The organism is Providencia sp. PROV209 (assembly GCF_028479485.1).
Lineage (GTDB): Bacteria > Pseudomonadota > Gammaproteobacteria > Enterobacterales > Enterobacteriaceae > Providencia > Providencia alcalifaciens.
In genome coordinates this window covers 137653-158344 of the sequence record NZ_JAMPNR010000016.1, presented here as the reverse complement: position 1 = coordinate 158344, position 20692 = coordinate 137653, and the positions used below count along the sequence as shown (strand labels likewise).

At 39.9% G+C, this 20692-nt stretch carries 17 protein-coding genes and 1 tRNA gene; 10 read left to right on the top strand and 8 right to left on the bottom strand.

Annotated elements, in window-relative coordinates:
- Positions 1-235: 235 nt before the first annotated feature.
- Both adhE and PR795_RS12820 read left to right on the top strand, forming a co-directional pair.
- Positions 236-2896 carry a bifunctional acetaldehyde-CoA/alcohol dehydrogenase gene (gene adhE / locus PR795_RS12825; protein ID WP_006661678.1) on the top strand — a complete coding sequence of 887 codons (2661 nt, stop codon included), beginning with the start codon at positions 236-238 and terminating at the stop codon, positions 2894-2896.
- 488 nt (positions 2897-3384) lie between these two features.
- On the top strand, positions 3385-4089 hold the full coding sequence (locus PR795_RS12820) for a fimbrial biogenesis chaperone (protein WP_181479955.1): 705 nt from the start codon (positions 3385-3387) through the stop codon (positions 4087-4089).
- A gap of 636 nt (positions 4090-4725) precedes the next feature.
- Here the strand turns inward: PR795_RS12820 and PR795_RS12815 are convergent.
- On the bottom strand, positions 4726-5355 hold the full coding sequence (locus PR795_RS12815) for a thymidine kinase (protein WP_006661676.1): 630 nt from the start codon (positions 5353-5355) through the stop codon (positions 4726-4728).
- Between the two features lie 525 nt (positions 5356-5880).
- On the opposite strand from PR795_RS12815, the gene hns reads away from it, so the two are divergent.
- A complete protein-coding gene (gene hns, locus PR795_RS12810) occupies positions 5881-6291 on the top strand; it encodes a histone-like nucleoid-structuring protein H-NS (protein WP_006661675.1) in 411 nt (136 codons plus the stop codon).
- Positions 6292-6657: 366 nt separating this feature from the next.
- Here the strand turns inward: hns and galU are convergent, their stop codons facing one another.
- Positions 6658-7587: a UTP--glucose-1-phosphate uridylyltransferase GalU gene (gene galU, locus PR795_RS12805; RefSeq protein WP_006658746.1), complete on the bottom strand. Its 930-nt coding sequence runs from the start codon at positions 7585-7587 to the stop codon at positions 6658-6660.
- A 157-nt stretch (positions 7588-7744) separates the two neighbouring features.
- A complete protein-coding gene (gene rssB, locus PR795_RS12800; RefSeq protein WP_154601008.1) occupies positions 7745-8761 on the bottom strand; it encodes a two-component system response regulator RssB in 1017 nt (338 codons plus the stop codon).
- Between the two features lie 117 nt (positions 8762-8878).
- On the opposite strand from rssB, the gene PR795_RS12795 reads away from it, so the two are divergent.
- The 3 genes from PR795_RS12795 (at position 8879) to PR795_RS12785 (ending at position 10540) form a co-directional block, all read left to right on the top strand.
- Positions 8879-9358 carry a YchJ family protein gene (locus PR795_RS12795; protein ID WP_006661673.1) on the top strand — a complete coding sequence of 160 codons (480 nt, stop codon included), beginning with the start codon at positions 8879-8881 and terminating at the stop codon, positions 9356-9358.
- 89 nt (positions 9359-9447) lie between these two features.
- The gene (gene purU / locus PR795_RS12790) at positions 9448-10296 is read left to right on the top strand and encodes a formyltetrahydrofolate deformylase (RefSeq protein WP_006658749.1); all 849 of its coding nucleotides are present in this window, start codon (positions 9448-9450) and stop codon (positions 10294-10296) included.
- 159 nt (positions 10297-10455) lie between these two features.
- Positions 10456-10540, top strand: a tRNA-Tyr gene (locus PR795_RS12785).
- Position 10541: 1 nt separating this feature from the next.
- Here PR795_RS12785 and PR795_RS12780 read toward each other — a convergent pair.
- The gene (locus tag PR795_RS12780) at positions 10542-11417 is read right to left on the bottom strand and encodes a LysR family transcriptional regulator (RefSeq protein ID WP_006658750.1); all 876 of its coding nucleotides are present in this window, start codon (positions 11415-11417) and stop codon (positions 10542-10544) included.
- 456 nt (positions 11418-11873) lie between these two features.
- Between PR795_RS12780 and xthA the strand changes: the two genes are divergently transcribed.
- Entirely contained in the window at positions 11874-12686 is an 813-nt protein-coding gene (gene xthA / locus PR795_RS12775) for an exodeoxyribonuclease III (protein ID WP_154601007.1), read from the top strand.
- 82 nt (positions 12687-12768) lie between these two features.
- Here xthA and PR795_RS12770 read toward each other — a convergent pair whose 3' ends face one another.
- From PR795_RS12770 to PR795_RS12755, 4 genes are all read right to left on the bottom strand, one after another.
- Positions 12769-13020, bottom strand: coding sequence for a DJ-1/PfpI family protein (locus tag PR795_RS12770; protein WP_218927357.1), 252 nt, complete (start codon positions 13018-13020; stop codon positions 12769-12771).
- A 114-nt stretch (positions 13021-13134) separates the two neighbouring features.
- The gene (locus PR795_RS12765; RefSeq protein ID WP_181479957.1) at positions 13135-15078 is read right to left on the bottom strand and encodes a DNA topoisomerase III; all 1944 of its coding nucleotides are present in this window, start codon (positions 15076-15078) and stop codon (positions 13135-13137) included.
- Between the two features lie 3 nt (positions 15079-15081).
- Positions 15082-16125, bottom strand: coding sequence for a selenide, water dikinase SelD (gene selD, locus PR795_RS12760; RefSeq protein WP_006661658.1), 1044 nt, complete (start codon positions 16123-16125; stop codon positions 15082-15084).
- 11 nt (positions 16126-16136) lie between these two features.
- A complete protein-coding gene (locus PR795_RS12755; protein ID WP_006658755.1) occupies positions 16137-16688 on the bottom strand; it encodes an NAD(P)H nitroreductase in 552 nt (183 codons plus the stop codon).
- Positions 16689-16951: 263 nt separating this feature from the next.
- On the opposite strand from PR795_RS12755, the gene sppA reads away from it, so the two are divergent.
- The 3 genes from sppA to pncA all read left to right on the top strand — a co-directional run bounded on the left by sppA (position 16952) and on the right by pncA (position 20661).
- Positions 16952-18805: a signal peptide peptidase SppA gene (gene sppA, locus PR795_RS12750; protein WP_006658756.1), complete on the top strand. Its 1854-nt coding sequence runs from the start codon at positions 16952-16954 to the stop codon at positions 18803-18805.
- Positions 18806-18997: 192 nt separating this feature from the next.
- Positions 18998-20017 (top strand): asparaginase, encoded by a 1020-nt coding sequence (ansA, locus tag PR795_RS12745; protein WP_181479958.1) that lies wholly within the window; start codon positions 18998-19000, stop codon positions 20015-20017.
- A 23-nt stretch (positions 20018-20040) separates the two neighbouring features.
- Positions 20041-20661 (top strand): bifunctional nicotinamidase/pyrazinamidase, encoded by a 621-nt coding sequence (gene pncA, locus PR795_RS12740; protein WP_181480914.1) that lies wholly within the window; start codon positions 20041-20043, stop codon positions 20659-20661.
- The last annotated feature ends 31 nt before the right edge of the window (positions 20662-20692 follow it).

The window sequence follows — 20692 nt, the reverse complement described above, 5'->3', positions numbered from 1 at the left end:
CTTTATTAATTCCCCTTTTTGTTAATCTGTTCTTAACTAATAAACGTTATTATGAATCAGTTAATTTTTACTTTTTGAGCTATTTATCTGAGATTTATAAGCCAATTAGCATGAGTGAAACGCATTATTGTTAAGTTTATCTATACTGTTGTTTTAGGTGGTCTTGTTACAACAGCTTTTTTTAGATGCTTTGCTCATTGGCTTAAAAATTTTAACTTTATCAGGAGTAATCTATATGTCCGTAACTAATGTTACCGAACTCAATGAACTCGTTGCTCGTGTCAAAAAAGCTCAACGTGAATTTGCCAGCTTCTCTCAAGAAAAAGTCGACCGTATTTTCCGCGCTGCGGCTCTCGCTGCGGCTGATGCTCGAATTCCATTAGCTAAACTAGCCGTTGAAGAATCAGGTATGGGTATTGTGGAAGATAAAGTGATTAAAAACCACTTCGCTTCTGAGTATATCTATAACGCGTATAAAGACGAAAAAACCTGTGGCATTCTGTCTGAAGACCCAACCTTTGGCACCATTACTATCGCTGAACCTATTGGCATTATCTGCGGTATTGTCCCAACAACAAACCCAACGTCTACTGCCATTTTTAAATCTTTAATTAGCTTAAAAACTCGTAATGCGATTATTTTTTCTCCACATCCGCGTGCTAAAATTGCGACTAACCGTGCGGCAGAAATCGTATTAAATGCAGCGATTGAAGCTGGTGCACCAAAAGATATCATCGGTTGGATTGATTCCCCATCAGTCGAGCTGTCTAACGCATTAATGCATCACCCAGATATTAACCTAATCTTAGCAACCGGTGGTCCGGGCATGGTGAAAGCAGCATACAGCTCAGGTAAACCCGCTATTGGTGTAGGCGCAGGTAACACCCCTGTTGTTATCGATGAAACCGCCGATATCAAACGTGCCGTTGCGTCTATCTTGATGTCAAAAACTTTTGATAATGGTGTAATTTGCGCATCTGAGCAGTCAGTTGTCGTGGTTGATGCAGTTTATGATCAAGTTCGTGAGCGCTTTGCTACCCATGGCGGTTACCTACTACAAGGTAAAGAACTCAAAGCTGTCCAAAATATTATTTTAAAAGATGGTAACCTAAATGCAGCAATCGTGGGTCAACCAGCATTTAAAATTGCAGAAATGGCAGGTATTGTCGTTCCTGAAACCACCAAAATTCTGATTGGCGAGGTAAAACTCATTGATGAATCAGAGCCTTTTGCCCATGAAAAACTTTCTCCACTTTTAGCAATGTATCGTGCTAAAAACTTTGAAGATGCAGTGGAAAAAGCAGAACAATTAGTTGAAATGGGCGGTATTGGTCATACGTCTTGCCTCTACACTGACCAAGATAACCAACATGCTCGAGTAAGCTACTTTGGCGAAAAAATGAAAACGGCGCGTATTTTGATTAATACCCCAGCATCTCAAGGCGGTATTGGTGACCTGTATAACTTTAAGTTAGCACCATCCTTAACCTTGGGTTGTGGTTCTTGGGGAGGTAACTCTATCTCCGAAAACGTAGGACCAAAACACTTAATCAACAAGAAAACCGTGGCAAAAAGAGCTGAAAATATGTTGTGGCATAAACTCCCTAATTCAATCTATTTCCGCCGTGGATGTCTTCCTATTGCTTTAGAAGAGATAGCCACTGATGGTGCAAAACGCGCCTTTATCGTCACCGATGGCTATTTATTCAATAATGGTTATGTTGATGAAATTGTTGATGTGCTGAAAAAACACCATATTGAAACGGATGTTTTCTTTGAAGTAGAAGCGGATCCTACCTTGTCTGTTGTACGTAAAGGCGCCGCTCAAATGCAAGCATTCCAACCAGATGTGATCATCGCGTTAGGTGGTGGTTCCCCAATGGATGCCGCTAAGATTATGTGGGTCATGTACGAGCACCCAGAAACTCACTTTGAAGAATTAGCGTTACGCTTTATGGATATCCGTAAACGTATTCATAAATTCCCGAAAATGGGCGTAAAAGCAAAATTAGTGGCGATTACAACCACGTCAGGTACAGGTTCTGAAGTCACACCATTTGCCGTTGTGACTGATGATAAAACAGGTCAAAAATACCCATTAGCGGACTACGCATTAACACCAAATATGGCGATTGTTGATGCAAACTTAGTCATGAACATGCCTAAATCGCTAACTGCATTTGGTGGGTTAGATGCCGTGACTCATGCTCTGGAATCTTATGTTTCTGTACTGGCGAATGAATTCTCTGACGGTCAAGCATTAAAAGCACTAAGCCTGTTAAAAGATTATCTGCCAGCAAGCTACCATGAAGGGGCAAAAAACCCTGTAGCAAGAGAGCGGGTTCATAATGCAGCAACATTAGCGGGTATTGCATTTGCCAACGCCTTCTTAGGAGTTTGTCACTCCATGGCACATAAATTGGGGTCTGAATTCCATATTCCACATGGTTTAGCTAATGCCCTATTGATTTGTAACGTTATTCGTTTCAACGCAAATGATAACCCAACTAAGCAAACAGCATTCAGCCAATACGATCGCCCTCAAGCTCGTCGTCAATATGCTGAGATTGCTGATCACTTAGGATTGACCAAAGCAGGCGACCGTACGGGTGAGAAAATTGAACGTCTACTTGCTTGGCTAGAAGAGATGAAAGCGGATTTAGGTATTCCTAAATCTATTCGTGAAGCTGGTGTTGCCGAAGCGGACTTCTTAGCTCATTTAGATAAATTGTCTGAAGATGCGTTTGATGACCAATGTACTGGAGCTAACCCACGTTACCCGCTGATCTCTGAAATCAAACAACTGTTACTGGATTCTTACTACGGACGTGAATTTACTGAAAAAGGCGCAGAACTTGCTGCACCTAAAGCAGAAAAGAAAAGCACGAAAAAATAGTTAGCATTCTAATGGTATAGCCATTAATCGATAAAAAGGCTTCAAAAGATTTAGGATCCCCCTAACGCTTTTGGAGCCTTTATCTTTATTCAAACATCCCAAAGATGGATATATGATAAAATCACCGCCCTAACCACCTTACTATTATTTGTCTAAGCAGTCGTCTTCTCTCATTGCAGTATTCGTTTACTCCACAATACCGTCGTTAGAATATCACCTATAAATTAGGTTGATCTCATCAGACTTATTGATAACCCAAATATAAACCTTGGTATATGTATTTCCGAAATATAACCACGCTGCGGTATCAGCTAACTTGAGTCACTTTATTGAAAACAGTTGAAATGCTTAGTAAAGCACCAATAAGGATCAATTTCATAAAACCTTTTATATTTATGTTAAGTCCCATCCAGAAAAACATGAGTCTATAAATGAACTCTTTTCAATCAACCATGACCTTTTCTTTTCTCGGGACGACATAAATTGATATGAAAAAACTGGCTGATTTTACCTATTTAATTTTACTGTGCTTGAGCTTTTCAGCCTACAGCGTGGGCTTACGTCTGGAACCAACAAGATTAATATTAAACAGTGATCACCCCTCCACCACATTCACGGTGATTAATGGGGATTCAATCCCCTATTTCATTCAGGCTACCGTGACTGAACAAATTGAAGGTACGAAGTCACCTTATTTTTTGGTTACCCCCTACTTATTTCGATTAGAAGCAAACAGTCAGTCTAGCGCTCGCGTATTATTAAAAAATAACAGTGAATTACCAGCCGATAGAGAATCTCTTTTCTTTTTAAATACACGCGCTATTCCAGCAGAAAAACACCTTCGAGAGCGAGCAAATAAGACTAAACCCACGTTTGTCACCAACATCATCATTAAAGTATTTTATCGACCTAGTCATCTCAGTGCTCCCAATAGCCATATTTTCCAGCGAGTGACTCTTCACCAACAACAAAAACTGTGGAAATTTAATAATCCAACACCTTACTATCTAACTGTTGTAAATATTAAATATAACCAGAAAAACTATAATAAAAGCCTGATATTGGCACCATTTAGTGATACAGAAATACCCAATATTCAAGGAAATATTTCCCTAGCTCAATGGCAAATGATTAATGATTTTGGTGGGCTTTCCGACGAGTTCACTTACCTACCAGCTATTGTCACTGAATAAGGCATTAAACGCGGTCAGCCTGGATAAAAAGCGATGAATGATAGCTAACTCAACTACATCCACTAGCCCGTGACAACAGCGTATCGATGAGGAAAGATAGTACAGAGAGGACATTCACAGTTACCTTAGCTTCCCCTAGCGAAATGGAAACATGAAGAAATGGCTAGACGTTATAATCTCGTTGTCACCTTATGAACAAAAGCAGTCGATTTTATTCCAGTCAATGCTCTTTTCATTAGTCTTCGTTTCACTGCCACGAGCATATAATCAACCCTACCTTATATTCCTATTACCGTAGGCGTATTCCAAAGCAAAGAAACAATAATAAAAACTTGTCGTTTTTAAGATTTGAGATGTTAAATTTCATTACGCGCTACCATTTAAGCACATTTGCATTTTTTGATTATAGGATAATGTGTTCATGTATAAAATTAATCCACTAAAAAGCCCCATGTTAAAAACATGAGGCTTATCAAATTTTATTCAATCCGTTTTAAACTTTTTTTGTTACGAACCATTTTTAACTACAAGTAGATTGAGTATTTTATTAATTTATTTACCTTATTTGACAAAAATGTCTTAATAACCTGATATTCCTATTTGTAAACTATATGCCTAATTAATCTTAATCTTCATTTATTTGAAGTTAAACGGTGTTTTCTCTATCGCTCCACTATTCATTAATTGAGCTTGTTTGATAGCATCGGAGTAATGTTTGCGACAGACTGAGATATACTTTTCATTTCCACCAATATCCACCTGTGCTCCTTCATACACTGGTATACCATCACCACCAATGCGTAAAACTTTATTTGCCTTACGCCCACAATAACAGACGGTTTTTAACTCAACTAATTTATCTGCCCACGCTAATAAATACTGACTTCCTGCAAACAATTCCCCAGAAAAATCCGTACGCAAACCATAGCAAAGCACTGGAATGTCTAAATTATCGACTACATCACATAATTGTTCTACTTGCTGTTTTGTCAAAAATTGGCATTCGTCAATGAGCACACAATGTACTTTCTGAACACTATTTTCATTTTTGATAATTTCCGCCATATCCGTTATAGGCGAAAATAATAACGCATCTGCAGATAACCCTATCCGAGAAGACACCTTGCCATGACTAAAACGATTATCAATTTCAGCGGTAAAAATCAAAGTACGCATTCCACGTTCGTGGTAGTTATAGGAAGATTGTAATAATGAAGTCGATTTACCTGCATTCATTGCAGAATAATAGAAGTAGAGCTGTGCCATTGGGCGGTTTCCTAAAAATAATGTTTCAGAATATTTTAGCATAAAGGCATTTTAAGATTAACTGAAACTCTATGCTGATAAGTAAGTGTATGAATTTCCGCCCATCACTATGTTAAATTAGTGACTTTAAGTCACATTCTTTTTGTGTGCTAGACAATTAATCTCAAACTGATATTAACTTTCCTTGGTATAGCCATTGGCACATATTGCTAATTTTATTATGTCAAAAAAAGAAAATTTACGTTAAAGACATCCATTGATACATCCCCAAACAAAAGGTAATGCTTATCATGAGCCTATTAATATAAATTTTATTGGCATTTCCTAATTACCTTTTTTCATTAGTTCCGTTATTGATAATAGCGAAATTTATAGCAACGAAAATTTTTATAATTCTTTTGTAAAAAAATTGCATTCGTTAAAGATAACTTTTAAACTACGAAAGTAATTTAGCTATTGCAGAATTTAAAATAGCACTCTATTATTACTGTACACATGCCAACATATAAAATTGAGACCAGGAAAATGAGCGAATCATTAAAAGCCTTAAATAACATCCGTACTCTTCGTGCTCAAGCACGTGAAGTTACTTTAGAATCTTTAGAAGAAATGCTGGAAAAATTAACCGTCGTTGTTGATGAGCGTCGTGAAGAAGAAAGCCAAGCTCGCGCTGAAGTCGAAGAACGTAATCGTAAACTGGAAAAAGTTCGCGAAATGATTTTAGAACAAGGCGTAGATTTAAATGACCTTCTGCAAACTATGGATTCAGGTAAAAGCACTAGCACCCGCGCTAAACGTGCAGCTCGTCCAGCAAAATATAAATATGTTGATGAGAACGGCGAAACTAAAACTTGGACAGGCCAAGGTCGTACTCCAGCAGTAATTAAAGTTGCAATCGAAGAACAAGGTAAATCTTTAGACGATTTCTTAATCTAAGATTAACAACCTTTCAAATTCTAAACACCCTTTTTATAAGGGTGTTTTTATTTATAACAACCCCAATATTATCCATCCTTCATCTTTCCTAATCCGTTTTTCTTCATCCAGCGCTAATCAAAAATAATAGTACAAAATAAAATATAGCGTTAAAGTAAAGTTACGTAATCTCATCAGATAAAATTCTTGAACTCACCTTGATAGGTCTTACGCTAATTAATTCACACGCGACACAGGTGTTATAGATTTATATTATATCACTGACATTTAATGACACTTAAAATCCGAATACTCCCTTTATAGATTTGTATAAAAAAAGCTAACCATTTTGGTTAGCTTTTTATACGCATAAAGGGAGTTTATCTATTAATTAGATTTCGCAGTAGTATCTAAATTAGCGGCTAACTCTTGAATCCATGCGGAAAAATCATTTCCTAACGTATCGTGTTGCATGCCATATTCTACGAAGGCTTTCATGTAACCTAATTTATTTCCGCAGTCATGGCTTTTACCACATAAGTGGTAAGCTTCAACAGGTTCTTTATTTTCCATCATTAAAGCGATGGCATCTGTTAATTGAATTTCGTCGCCAGCACCTGGGGCAGTTTTTGCCAATGCATCCCAAATTTTTTCAGATAATACATAACGCCCTACAATTGATAAATTTGATGGCGCTTCATCACGCTTAGGTTTTTCAACCATACGAGAAATAGGTTTACTATCGCCTGGTTGTAATGTCACACCATTACAATCCACAATCCCATAGTTAGAAACATCTTCTTCTGGTACTGGCTCAACTAAAATTTGACTAGCTCCTGTTGTTTCATAATGTTCTAACATCTCTTTAAGATTGAACTTCGTTAAATCGGTGCTGTAGCGATCTAAAATAACGTCAGGAAGAATGACGGCAAAAGGTTCGTTACCCACTAATGGCTTAGCACATAGAATCGCATGTCCCAAACCTTTAGCAATACCTTGGCGCGTTTGCATAATCGTCACATGGCTTGGACAAATAGACTTAACCTCATCCAACAGTTGGCGTTTCACACGCGCTTCTAAGATAGCTTCAAGTTCAAAGCTCGTATCGAAGTGGTTTTCAATAGAATTTTTAGATGAGTGTGTTACTAACACAATTTCATTAATCCCAGCAGCAATACACTCATTAACTACATATTGGATTAAAGGCTTATCCACAACAGGTAACATCTCTTTCGGGATCGCTTTCGTTGCAGGAAGCATCCGTGTTCCTAAACCCGCTACAGGAATTACCGCTTTACGCACCTTGCGTTTGATCATCTTGAGAACTCCGAAAATTTAATAAGCACCATTTATCTTGTCAATAAACTATACTGGCGCGTTTTTAGTGCGCGCCAGTATATCAGGATTCATTATTGAATAAATAGAGATAGCCCCATTTAAGATAAATAGAACCCATATTCATTAAATACATGCATTATTTCTGAGCATCAGGATTAAACATCAGCTTAATTTTTTGATTCGAATTATGAATAAGGCATCTCCAATTCTCACCTTGAAAATCTAATCGATTTGAATGGTATGTTTTCAAGGTGCCCAATGGAATGTTGCGCGCTAAGTGGTAGTGATCATTCCCCGTGGTAATATCAGCTTCGAGCCCTGCACTCGCCAAAATCACACTTTTGGACTTAGTATTAAAGTAACCAAGCAGCAAAGGAAATTGACCAGAAAAACCTGACTCTTCAAGTAGATGATTTATTTGGTTAATAATGTTATCAATTTGAGGCAATTTTTTATCTCGGTTATTTACTGCGCTCTTTAGCAAATCATTAAATACCACTCTAATTAAAAAAGCCGCCATGATACCTTCATGCGGAGAACGCTCTATATCGATACAATAAAAGCCAATTTGTTCTTCTGATATTGCTGCAATATCCAACAGTAAACCAAAACGATTCGCTTCATTTAATTGTCTATAGTTTATCTTATAGCCATTAATGACCTGTACAACGGGAGGTTGCAACTGTTTTAAAATGGCCAACATATCCAGCTTGTCATTATTTAGAATATTCGAAATATTTTGTATTTCATTCTCAATCAATGCTTCGGGATCATATTGTTCAGGATACAACGCCGCATGGATCGTCACTTTGACTTCATCAAGATTTTTTATCGGCTTCAATAGTGCATCTTTCGCTCCAAGGCGAAACATGCGATCCAATTGAGTAAAATCCGTCGTTGCTGATATGACAATCACTGGCACATTAATATTGCGTTCTACCAGTTCTGCCATAAACGCTTCCCCGTTCATGACGGGCATATTTAGGTCACATAAAATCACATCAGGTTTCACCTGCTGTTGCGTGATCAGTTCAAGTGCAAGCGCACCATTATCCGCGATATAGACGTCGGTTTCTAAACTTTCGAGGTATTCACGAAGAATAGTACAAAAAATTTTTTCATCTTCAACTATGAGTATTTTTCTATTTTTCATATCATACCTACCACGACTACCCTGGTTTAATAAGTCATATATTGTGACAACAATAGTCATATCGCAAAATCATTAACGACTATATTTTTTAAGTATAGTTATTTTATCGAGAAAAGAATGAACCAATCTTTAAAAAATAATTGTAGTTGCGGTCATCCTCTGCCGTTTGACCAATGCTGCTCTCCGCTGATATCTGGGCAGACTATTGCTGAAACTCCAGAGCAATTAATGCGCTCACGATACAGTGCTTATGTTCACCGAGATGCAGATTACCTCATTAAAACATGGCACCCAGATTGCCAAGCACAAGAGTGGCGCGATGCTATCGTAGAAAGTTTTGAACAAACTGAATGGCTAGGACTGCGTGTCATTAGTTCTTCTCATGCTAAAAATCCTGACGAAGCTTATGTCGAATTTTCGGCTTGCTTTATTGATGAAAAAGCTGATCATAAACAGCTTATTCACGAACGTTCCCGTTTTCTTCGCATTGATGCACAGTGGTATTACATTGATGGAATAACACCAAAAGTTGGGCGTAATGATAACTGCCCATGCGGCTCAGGAAAAAAATTCAAGAAGTGCTGCGATAGTTATTAATTCTCTGTTTATCAATTCGCATATTCTTTGCACATATTACGATGAGTCTAAATTATTGGACTTTTGTTAGTTAAGGATTAGGCAGTTCCATGCAACACAAAAACGTACAGAAAAAAATTCTCAGAACTATTTGCCCTGATGCTAAGGGATTAATCGCTAAAATTACCAATATCTGCTACAAACACCAGCTTAACATTATCCAAAATAATGAATTTGTCGATCACCGCACTGGTCGTTTTTTTATGAGAACGGAACTGGAAGGCATTTTTAACGACGAAACATTGCTAGCAGATTTAGATGATGCGTTGCCAGAAGGTTCTAAGCGTGAATTAAACTCTGCGGGACGCCGCCGCATTGTCGTTATGGTTACCAAAGAAGCTCACTGTCTTGGGGATCTCCTCATGAAGAGTGCTTATGATGGGTTAGATGTGGAAATTGCCGCCGTTATTGGCAACCACGACACGCTAAAAAATCTTGTCGAACAATTTGGCATTCCTTTCCATCATATCAGCCACGAAGGATTAACTCGTGATCAACATGACGAGAAATTAACCGCTCAGATTGATCAGTACCAACCTGACTATGTTGTACTGGCAAAATATATGCGTGTACTAACACCTGCCTTCGTTCAGCGCTATCCAAACCAAATTATTAATATTCATCATTCATTCTTACCTGCATTCATTGGTGCACGTCCTTATCACCAAGCCTATGAGCGCGGTGTGAAAATCATTGGGGCGACAGCCCACTTTGTGAATGATAATTTAGATGAAGGCCCTATCATCACGCAAAACGTTATCAACGTAGATCATACTTTCACTGCGGATGATATGATGCGCGCTGGTCGTGATGTTGAAAAAAACGTGCTGAGCCATGCCTTATACTGGGTTCTCGCACAACGTGTCTTTGTTTACGGTAATCGGACAATTATTTTATAACAGAGCATTTCAGTTATTAATTGCATTAATTTGTTGATTTATCACACGTTAAGATTAAAAATCCAGCATTCAGACATTTTTTTTCAATTAATACTTTACAGGGGCGCGTCATTTGATATGATGCCGCCCGCTGTGAACGATTACAGCAATTCAAAATCTGGTGGGATACCCAAGCGGCCAAAGGGAGCAGACTGTAAATCTGCCGTCACAGACTTCGAAGGTTCGAATCCTTCTCCCACCACCATCTAAGCAGTCTCTTTTCCAAGTTTATCTACAACACCAATAAATCGATTTAACACACTTGAATGTGACTTTGATTTATAAATGTAACAATCACTTTTATCCAAAATCCCGTTTAGTGACACATAAATCAGTGATCTGTCGATCAATTCATCCTCAGGATAGTGGTCAATGATTCCAAGAAAATCCCCATCTTGAATAAAACTTTGGCAACATCCAATATTGTCCATCTGTCGGATACTGGATTTACTTTCAGCAGTCTCAACTTTTGCCAACAAATCACTCATTAGTGAGCTCTTGTAAAATGACGGATCGCATAACCAAGTACTTTGTTGAAGCAATACCACTACGTCATGATTGAATTTTTCATATAACTCTTTTCTGCAATAAATACCTAACGGCGCATTCTCTATTTTTTTTTGCAATGAAAATCTTTCACTGATAACTAATTCAGAACTTAAAATTAAAGTATTTCCATCATAGTCAACAATTTCATCTACCTCATCATAGTTAAATCTTAATATATTAACCTGAACATTATTTTTATGTGCGGCTTGATACAAATTAATTAAATGATTTTCCTTCCCCCAGTCATAATAAATATTAGCTTCATTAACGATGTAACCAGAAAAGTGTTTCTTTGTTATTTCTTTTTCCTGTAGGTAAAGATCTCTGAGATCATTATAAAGTTCTTGGCCATCCTTAGTTAATGTCATTCCAAATTTTTCTCTTTTAAAAAGCCGTTTACCCAAACTCGTTTCAAAGTCTTTTATGGATTTTGCGATGGGGGGTGTCGTGCGGTTCATCACCCTTGCAGCCTTGCTTAGCGAGCCATTCTCAACAACTGCCATAAACGCCTCTAATTTTCTTGAAAAGAACATATCTATGACCCCATTCTATTTATTGAAATGTAAACCAACATAATTATTTTTAAATAACAATATGTTGATTAACCCATAATCTCGAACACCAAATAAAAATTTAAATAAATTTTTTCATTTGATGGTTAACAATATTTCATAAAAGTATTTTTATATTTTCCAACATAGCAAAGCAATATATTATACTGTTTCATTTGATTATTTTTTATTGCCCCACCATTAAATCACATTAAAATATAAATAACCAACTGACTTTAAATGAACTTTTAGGTAGTTAATTATAAAACTAACAAACATTTTTTAATTAGCATCTATAGATATATTATTATCAAAAATTAAAATTCACTAATAAATTATGGGCAATTATATAAACAAAAAATATTTAATAGTTACACTATTGTTAGCTTCTGCTAGAATCTCTTCAATCATATTTAAAGCAATGGGTGATAAGTAACCATGAAATTTATTTCGTTCAACATTAATGGTCTAAGAGCACGTCCTCATCAACTGGAAGCGATTATCGAAAAGCATCAACCTGAAGTGATCGGGTTACAAGAGACGAAAGTCCATGACGATATGTTCCCTTACGAGGAAGTCAGTAAATTAGGCTACCATGTTTATTATCACGGACAAAAAGCCCACTACGGTGTGGCATTACTGTTAAAAAATGAGCCAATCGCCGTCAGAAAAGGTTTCCCTACTGACGATGAAGAAGCTCAGCGCCGTATTATCATGGCGGATATCCAAACTAATGAAGGTATCCTCACTGTCGTGAATGGCTACTTCCCTCAAGGAGAAAGCCGTGATCACCCAACCAAATTTCCAGCAAAAGAAAAATTTTACCGTGATCTACAAGATTATGTGACATCAACGCAAACTGCAGATTCTCAACTACTCATCATGGGTGATATGAATATCAGCCCAACCGATCTAGATATTGGTATTGGCGATGCCAACCGCAAACGCTGGTTAAAGACAGGTAAATGCTCATTCTTACCTGAAGAGCGTGAATGGTTAGAGAGATTACTGGGTTGGGGGCTTGTAGACACTTACCGTGAACAGCATCCTGATACCACTGACTGTTATTCTTGGTTTGATTATCGCTCCAAGGGTTTTGATGATAACCGAGGACTGCGTATTGACCTTCTGTTAGCGTCTAAAAAGCTCGCAAGCCGTTGTCGTGCCACTGGTATCGATTACGACATTCGTGGAATGGAAAAACCGTCTGACCATGCACCTGTTTGGGCTGAATTTGATCTGACTAAATAAGCTCGACAAAATTATTCGCTTTTAGGGCAGCACGATTTTGTCCTAAAAGCTTTTTACATTATGCTTTGCACTTGACCGTTTTTTACATCAGTCCTTGGTGTAAGCTAAAATCGATTAACCATCCCACGAGATAAAGTGCAGATAAGCAGCCTCCCGCTGTCGCCACCTTTCCATGACAAACAAATGGCTGCGCCATAAATTCTACTGATAATGCGCTTAATGCCGCCTCTGCATCTCGATGAGTTGTGGCTTGTCGTTTGGGTAATAGATTTAACGCATGAAGAATGAATGCCCCTGCACAAATAGAACCTATATGCTGCCTTGATGGGTTCAAATTGAACGATGACAAAAAGTTAGGGTTAACAAGCGCTTTTGGAACATCTCCTTGTCACTACTAAAACGCTTTTTCAAACTCTTTTAGCGATAAACACGAATTGTCTGATAACACTTATTTTGATGAGGCAGATTTATTTGCTTTACTGGCACCAGAGGCTTTTTTCAAGCTCTTTTTCATTCCTTTTGCATTGGGCGGAGGCGGTAGTTCTCGAAATGCACGAAGATTGGTATATTGTCTCGCTTGCTGAATCAAATTAATCAATGTTTGGCTTAACGGTTGCATAAAATCATCATAGCGCGTTTGCTTTTCACTGATCTGCGTGAGTCTTGATTCCCAATGAGCAGTCATATCAGGTAGTGTCGCCATATCTGGTAAAACGTGGATCAACGCTCGCCCAGCGGGAGATGCATGGATATAGCGCCCTTTTTTAAAGAGAAACTGACGCTTAAAGAGTAGATCGATAATGCCTGCACGGGTCGCTTCGGTCCCTAAACCATCGGTTTCACGCAATACTTTTTTTAATGCTTTATCTTGTACAAAACGCGCAATACCTGTCATGGCGGATAATAAGGTTGCATCCGTAAATGGTCGTGGAGGTTGGGTCTGTCGTTCGACCACTTCCCCTTTTTCGCATAAAAGATCATCGCCTTTCTTCACAATTGGCAATGGCATCCCATCGTTTTCTGCATCACGTTCTTTGCTGCCTAATACCACGCGCCAACCCGCTTCGGCAAGAAAACGGGCTTTCGCATTGAACTTGCCATTTTCGATATCTAAATCGATAGTACATTTGCGATAAACCGCATCAGCCATAAATTGAATAATGTACTGACGAGCAATCAGTTGATAAACATTGCTTTCATTTTCAGTTAAACGCACCGCCGCCGTTTTTGCTGTTGGAATAATCGCATGGTGCGCATCCACTTTTTTGTCATCCCAGCAACGGTTTTTCTTATCGAGTTCAGGTAATGCGAACTCCGTTAATTCGGGTTGGTGTACAGCAATTGCATTCAATACGGCATGGCGCCCAGCAAAATGCTCATCAGGCAGATAGCGACTATCTGAACGTGGATATGTGATAAGTTTATGGGTTTCATACAGTTTTTGGCAAATATCGAGGACCTCTTGAGCACTCAGTCCATATTTTTTGGCAGCTTCAATTTGTAATGCGGATAAAGAAAACGGTAACGGCGCAATTTCAGACTCTTTTTTGTCCTGATATTGCGTGACAATTGCCGGCTTTCCTTCAATACGCGAAATCACATGTTCCGCTAACGGACGGTGGATGAGACGCCCTTCTTCATCTTGAAAATCGATGCAAGATTCACTCGGCTGCCAAATTGCCACAAAACGCTCATCTTTCGGTGTCACAATATGTGCTTTGACTTCAAAAAAATCTTTTGGAATAAAGTTTTCTATTTCTTCATCACGTCTAACGACTAAACCTAAGACGGGTGTTTGAACACGTCCAACAGAAAGTACACCTTGATAGCCACCTCGTTGCCCCAACAACGTATATGCACGGGTCATATTGATCCCATACAGCCAATCAGCACGAGCACGGGCTAATGCAGAGACGCATAACGGAATAAATTCACGGTTTTCACGCAAGCGGTCGATAGCACGCTCAACAGCTTGAGGGTTTAAATCGTTAATTAAGCAACGTTTTACATTTTTACGCTTTTCCGGATCAAGTTTGAAATAATCCAAGACTTCATCCACCAGCAACTGCCCTTCTCGATCAGGGTCTCCGGCATGAACAACGACGCTCGCTTGCTTCAAGAGAGCATCGATAGTATTTAGTTGCTTGGTTACTGCGGAACGAGGCTTCAACTGCCATTTTTCAGGAATAATGGGCAAGTCTTGCAAATTCCAACGGGCATAGCGCGGATCATAAGCGTCCGGCTCTGCTTGTTCTAAAAGATGTCCAATGCACCATGTGACCATTTGGTCATCACCACATTGAATAAAGCCATCCCCTTTACGATGGGGTTTGGGCAGTACATCCGCAATTGCCCGTGCAAGGCTGGGCTTTTCCGCAATAAACAAACGCATAGATTAATCTATCACTTCAATTAAAGGCACATTGTCCTGTGGGGGTAATAATTTCCCGATAGACTGTAACAAAACACCTTGCTGCTGTGCAATGTCTTTAATTTTAGTAACTTCCGATGGTTTAATTGCGATGAGCAAACCACCTGAGGTTTGAGGATCACACAACAATTTGCGTTGCATGTCGCTCATTGGACCAATCAAGTGACCGTAGCTATCAAAGTTACGTTGAGTACCACCCGGTACACAGCCCGCTTCAATATATTTCTCAACATCCGCTAATTTTGGTACCTGACTGAAGGCAATTTGAGCTCGAACGCCTGAACCTTCACAAATTTCACTTAAATGCCCAAGTAAACCAAAACCGGTCACATCCGTCATTGCAGTCACACCGTCTAATGGTGCAACAACCGCGCCGAATTTATTCATCTGACACATAGTTTCCGCAGCAAGATGCTCATGCTCGGGTGCCAAAGCCCCTTTTTTCTCTGCGGTGGTCAACACGCCAATACCAAGCGGTTTAGTTAAAAACAATTCGCAATCTGCACTCGCTGCACTGTTTTTCTTCACATAATCTGTATTTACCACCCCAGTTACCGCCAAACCAAAAATAGGTTCCGGTGCATCAATGGAATGTCCGCCAGCTAATGAAATACCCGCATCAGCACATGCTGCACGCCCACCTTCAATCACTTCACGCGCCACTTCAGGTGGCAATTTTGCAATAGGCCAACCTAGAATGGCAATCGCCATAATCGGCTTTCCGCCCATCGCAAAAATATCACTGATCGCATTAGTCGCCGCAATGCGTCCAAATTCAAATGGGTTATCCACGATTGGCATAAAGAAATCTGTGGTACTGATAATACCAATGCCATTACCTAAGTCATAAACCGCCGCGTCATCTTTGGTTTCATTGCCCACTAATAAATGGGGATCATGGAATTTAGCTTGCTCAGTATGCAAAATTTGTTCTAATACTTTAGGTGCGATTTTACATCCACAGCCTGCACCGTGACTGTATTGGGTCAATCTAATTTTTTCTGTCATTGTCTATCTCTTTAGAAATATGTCACAAAACCTGTCATATCAGGTTGCTGAGCTTTTGCAGGTGCCTTTAATTCTGGCGTTCCTAAGTAAAGAAAGCCGACAATATGGTCATTCTCTTCACAGCCTAACCCTTCCCGCACAATCGCATCTTCTGTCCATGAACCTGAACGCCAGATACCGCCAAACCCTTGTGCTAACGCCGCCATCTGCATTGCTTGAACCGTACAGCTTGCTGCAACAATTTGTTCCCACTGAGGGACTTTTGGGTGATCTTTTACTTTTGCAATGACAGTAATGATAAGAGGTGCACGAAATGGTGCATTGCGCGCTTTTTCTTCCACTTCTGCCCCAAGTTTACCTTCCACTGCGGCTTTTTCGAGCAACTGACTAAAGCGGGTAATTCCTTCATCTTGCATCACAACAAAATGCCATGGCTTTAACGCGCCATGATCCGGAGCTCTCATCCCAGCGGCAAGAATATTTTCGAGTTGTTCGCCTTGCGGCGCAGGTGAGGTTAAACGTGAAGCTGAACGACGGTTCAACAAAAGGGTTAATGCATCCATATTGATCTCCGATTAAGAGTAAGCTGATGTAGTGCACAGCAAAATAGAAATACCATCAGGCTATTGTACAACGCTCGCAATGGTTTTGTTATGAATAATCCTGTATTACATTATTTGGTATCTGTCATCGTTTGATACTGTATAGGATTAAATCTATTGATTAATCTATCTATTAATCAACCATCAAATAAATGATATTCTAAATCATTCGCGTGCCATTTTATGCCGCCAACCTTGATTGATATCCTCACACTGGAGAAAAAATGCGACAACTCTGGGATATTTTCGCCACAGTCTTTAAGTTTAGCTGGCGAATCATTAATTTCATTCGACAATTTATTTTCAACGCAATTTTCTTCGTGTTGTTATTTTTAGTGATCGGTGCCTATTCTCTATTGCAAACGGACAGTAAGCCAGAGAAAAACTATTTTGGTGCACTGGTCGTTGATCTTCAAGGTATCGTTGTTGACCAAGTTTCATCGCCTGATCCTTTTGGTCGTATGAGTCGTGAATTATTAGGTAGCTCTAATAACCTCATGCAAGAAAACTCGCTGTTTGATATCGTCGACACTATTCGTACCGCTGCCAACGATGACCGCATTACAGGTTTAATATTGCGTTTAGATAATTTGGTCAGCGCAGATCAACCCTCTATGGCATACATTGGTAAAGCCATTGAAGAATTTAAAGCCTCCGGAAAATCCGTCTATGCCATGGGCGACAGCTACACCCAAGCTCAATATTATTTAGCAAGCTTCGCCGATGAAATTTACCTTGCGCCTCATGGTACAGTGGGCATTTACGGTTTCTCAACCGATACACTGTATTACAAGTCGTTATTAGAAAAACTGAAAGTCAGTAGCCATATCTTCCGTGTCGGTACCTATAAATCTGCGGTAGAGCCGATGATGCGCGATAATATGTCCCCTGAAGCCCGGGAAGCAAACCTGCTCTGGCTAACCACTCTATGGGATAATTATTTAGGATCAATCGCACAAAACCGCAAAACCCAAGCAGAACACATTTTCCCGGGTGCCGATAAGCTAATTGCCCAACTCCGCCTCGTGAAAGGTGATACCGCACAGTATGCCTTACAACAAAAATTGGTGGATAAGATCTACACCCGAGAGCAAGCTGAGAACGTGTTCTCCAACCAATTTGGTTGGAATAAAGACGATAAAACGTTCAATGGTATCAGCATTTATGATTATTCCACCCAAATCGCCGATACCAGCAACAGCGAAGGTAATATCGCAGTGATTGTGGTACAAGGTGCCATCATGGATGGACCACAAACACCCGGTATTGCTGGTGGAGAAACCCTTGCTGCCCAAATTCGTGATGCGCGATTAAACGACAATATCAAAGCTATCGTATTACGGGTCAATAGCCCAGGAGGAAGCGTCAGCGCCTCTGACTTAATTCGTAATGAATTAGCCGCAGCCCGTGCGGCGAAAAAACCTGTTGTGGTTTCTATGGGGGGTATGGCTGCATCCGGCGGTTATTGGATCTCAACGCCTGCGGACTACATTATTGCCAGCCCAAGCACGCTAACAGGCTCCATTGGTATTTTTGGCGTGATCAACACCTTTGAGAATTCACTCGAATCTATCGGTGTTTACACCGATGGCGTCTCAACTTCACCATTGGCTGGCGTTTCTGTTACTAAAGGGATCAGCCCACAATTTGCTGATATGATGCAAATTACTATCGAAAACGGCTATCAAACCTTTATCGGCTTAGTCGCTCAATCACGCCATAAAACGCCAGAAGAGATAGATAAAATTGCTCAAGGTCGCGTTTGGATTGGGAAAGACGCACTAAAAATAGGTTTAGTTGACCAATTAGGTGATTTTGATGATGCTGTCGCAAAAGCAGCTGAACTAGCGCAAGTGAAATCAGTTGAATTGGATTGGATGCAGCCTGAACTCTCCTTTATGGATCAATTAATCCTTGAAGTGACTAACAATGTTCAAGTCATGATGCCTGACGCATTGCAAGCTTTCCTACCGCCAGCCGCGGTGACGGATATCCGCCGCCAGGCACAGTTTTTCTTGAAAATGAATGATCCGCAAAATCGTTATGCTTTTTGTTTAAACTGCGCGGAAATTAACTAACTGTCGCCCCCTCTATGGTCATCATAGAGGGGATACCTTAAAGGGAAAATACCTAGCGTAAAGCGTTCTTGCCATCACAACAATCTGCAATATATTGTTTTATCCATAGATTATCTCCGGCAAATAAGCCAAAATCCTTATAATCCAAATTATTCACACACAGAACTTCATCTGTCATCGTCAGGTAACAAAATGCAGAAGAAATCGATTTATGTCGTTTATACGGGTGGCACCATCGGTATGCGCCACTCTCCGCAAGGTTATATTCCCGTTTCAGGTCACTTACAAGCCCAGCTAGCGCAAATGCCCGAATTCCATCGCCCTGAAATGCCAACATTTACGATTCGGGAGCATCAACCATTAATCGACTCTTCGGACATCACCCCCGAAGACTGGCAGAATATCGCCGATGACATCAGCGAAAGTTATGATAAATATGATGGGTTTGTGATTCTACATGGTACGGATACCATGGCATTTACTGCCTCTGCGCTTTCATTCATGTTCGAAAATCTTAAGAAACCGATCATCGTGACAGGGTCACAGATTCCACTCGAAGCACTACGTTCCGACGGGCAAACCAATCTACTCAATGCACTTTATTTAGCGGCAAACTATCCTATTAATGAAGTCGGTTTATTCTTCAATAATAAATTGTATCGCGGTAACCGTACCGTAAAAGCACATGCTGATGGTTTTGAAGCGTTTACATCACCAAACTGTTCACCTTTGATGGAAGCAGGGATCCACATCCGTACTTTCAATACTTGCCCTGCTCCAATTGGTATTGGTGAACTCAAAACTCATCGTATTACTCCACAGCCGATAGGTGTTGTCACATTATATCCAGGGTTATCGATTGAAATCGTACGTAACATTCTTCAACAACCTGTAAAAGCGCTTATTTTACGTTCTTATGGTGTTGGCAATGCACCGCAACAACCTGAACTCTTGCGGATCCTCCGTGAAGCAACGTCACGCGGCATTATTGTGGTTAATCTCACTCAATGTATTTCAGGTCGCGTGAATATGGAAGGTTATGCTACCGGACATGCGTTAGCAGAATCTGGAGTGATTAGTGGTTTTGATATGACTTTTGAAGCCGCATTGAGTAAATTACATTATTTACTAAGCCAAGATTATACCACTGAGCTTATTCGCGAATTAATGCAAAATAACTTGCGTGGAGAGTTAAGCTACGCCGATGAGTAAGCCATAACCTACTGAGAGAAATGATGAAATCAGCGTTACTGTTAGTCGATTTACAAAATGATTTTTGCACTGGTGGTGCACTTGCGGTTCAACAAAGTGAACAGGTCATTGAAACAGCAAATCGTATGATTGATACTTGCCAAGCGCAAGGAACGACGGTGATCGCCAGCCAAGATTGGCATCCTGAAGATCATCTGAGTTTTGCCGTTAACTCTGGGCACCCTGTTGGCACACTGGGTGAATTAAATGGATTACCGCAAGTTTGGTGGCCTGAACACTGCGTACAAGGTTCTCATGGCGCTGATTTTCATACTCAACTTAATATCCACGCTATCCAAAAAGTCTTCACTAAAGGCGAAAACCCGCAAGTGGATAGTTACAGTGCTTTTTTCGATAACGACCGTATCAGTCAAACGGAGCTGCATCCATGGCTCCAACAACAGGGAATTCGCCATTTAACCGTTATGGGAATTGCGACCGACTATTGCGTTAAATTTACGGTGTTAGATGCACTGAAATTAGGCTACTGCGTGGATGTTTTAGTTGACGGTTGTCGTGGTGTGAATTTAGCCCCAGAAGATAGTGAACTCGCCTTAGCCGAAATGCAAAATGCGGGCGCCAAGTTGATGAGCTTATCATTTTAAGCTTAAGCCGTTTTATCGGTGTCATTCTCAA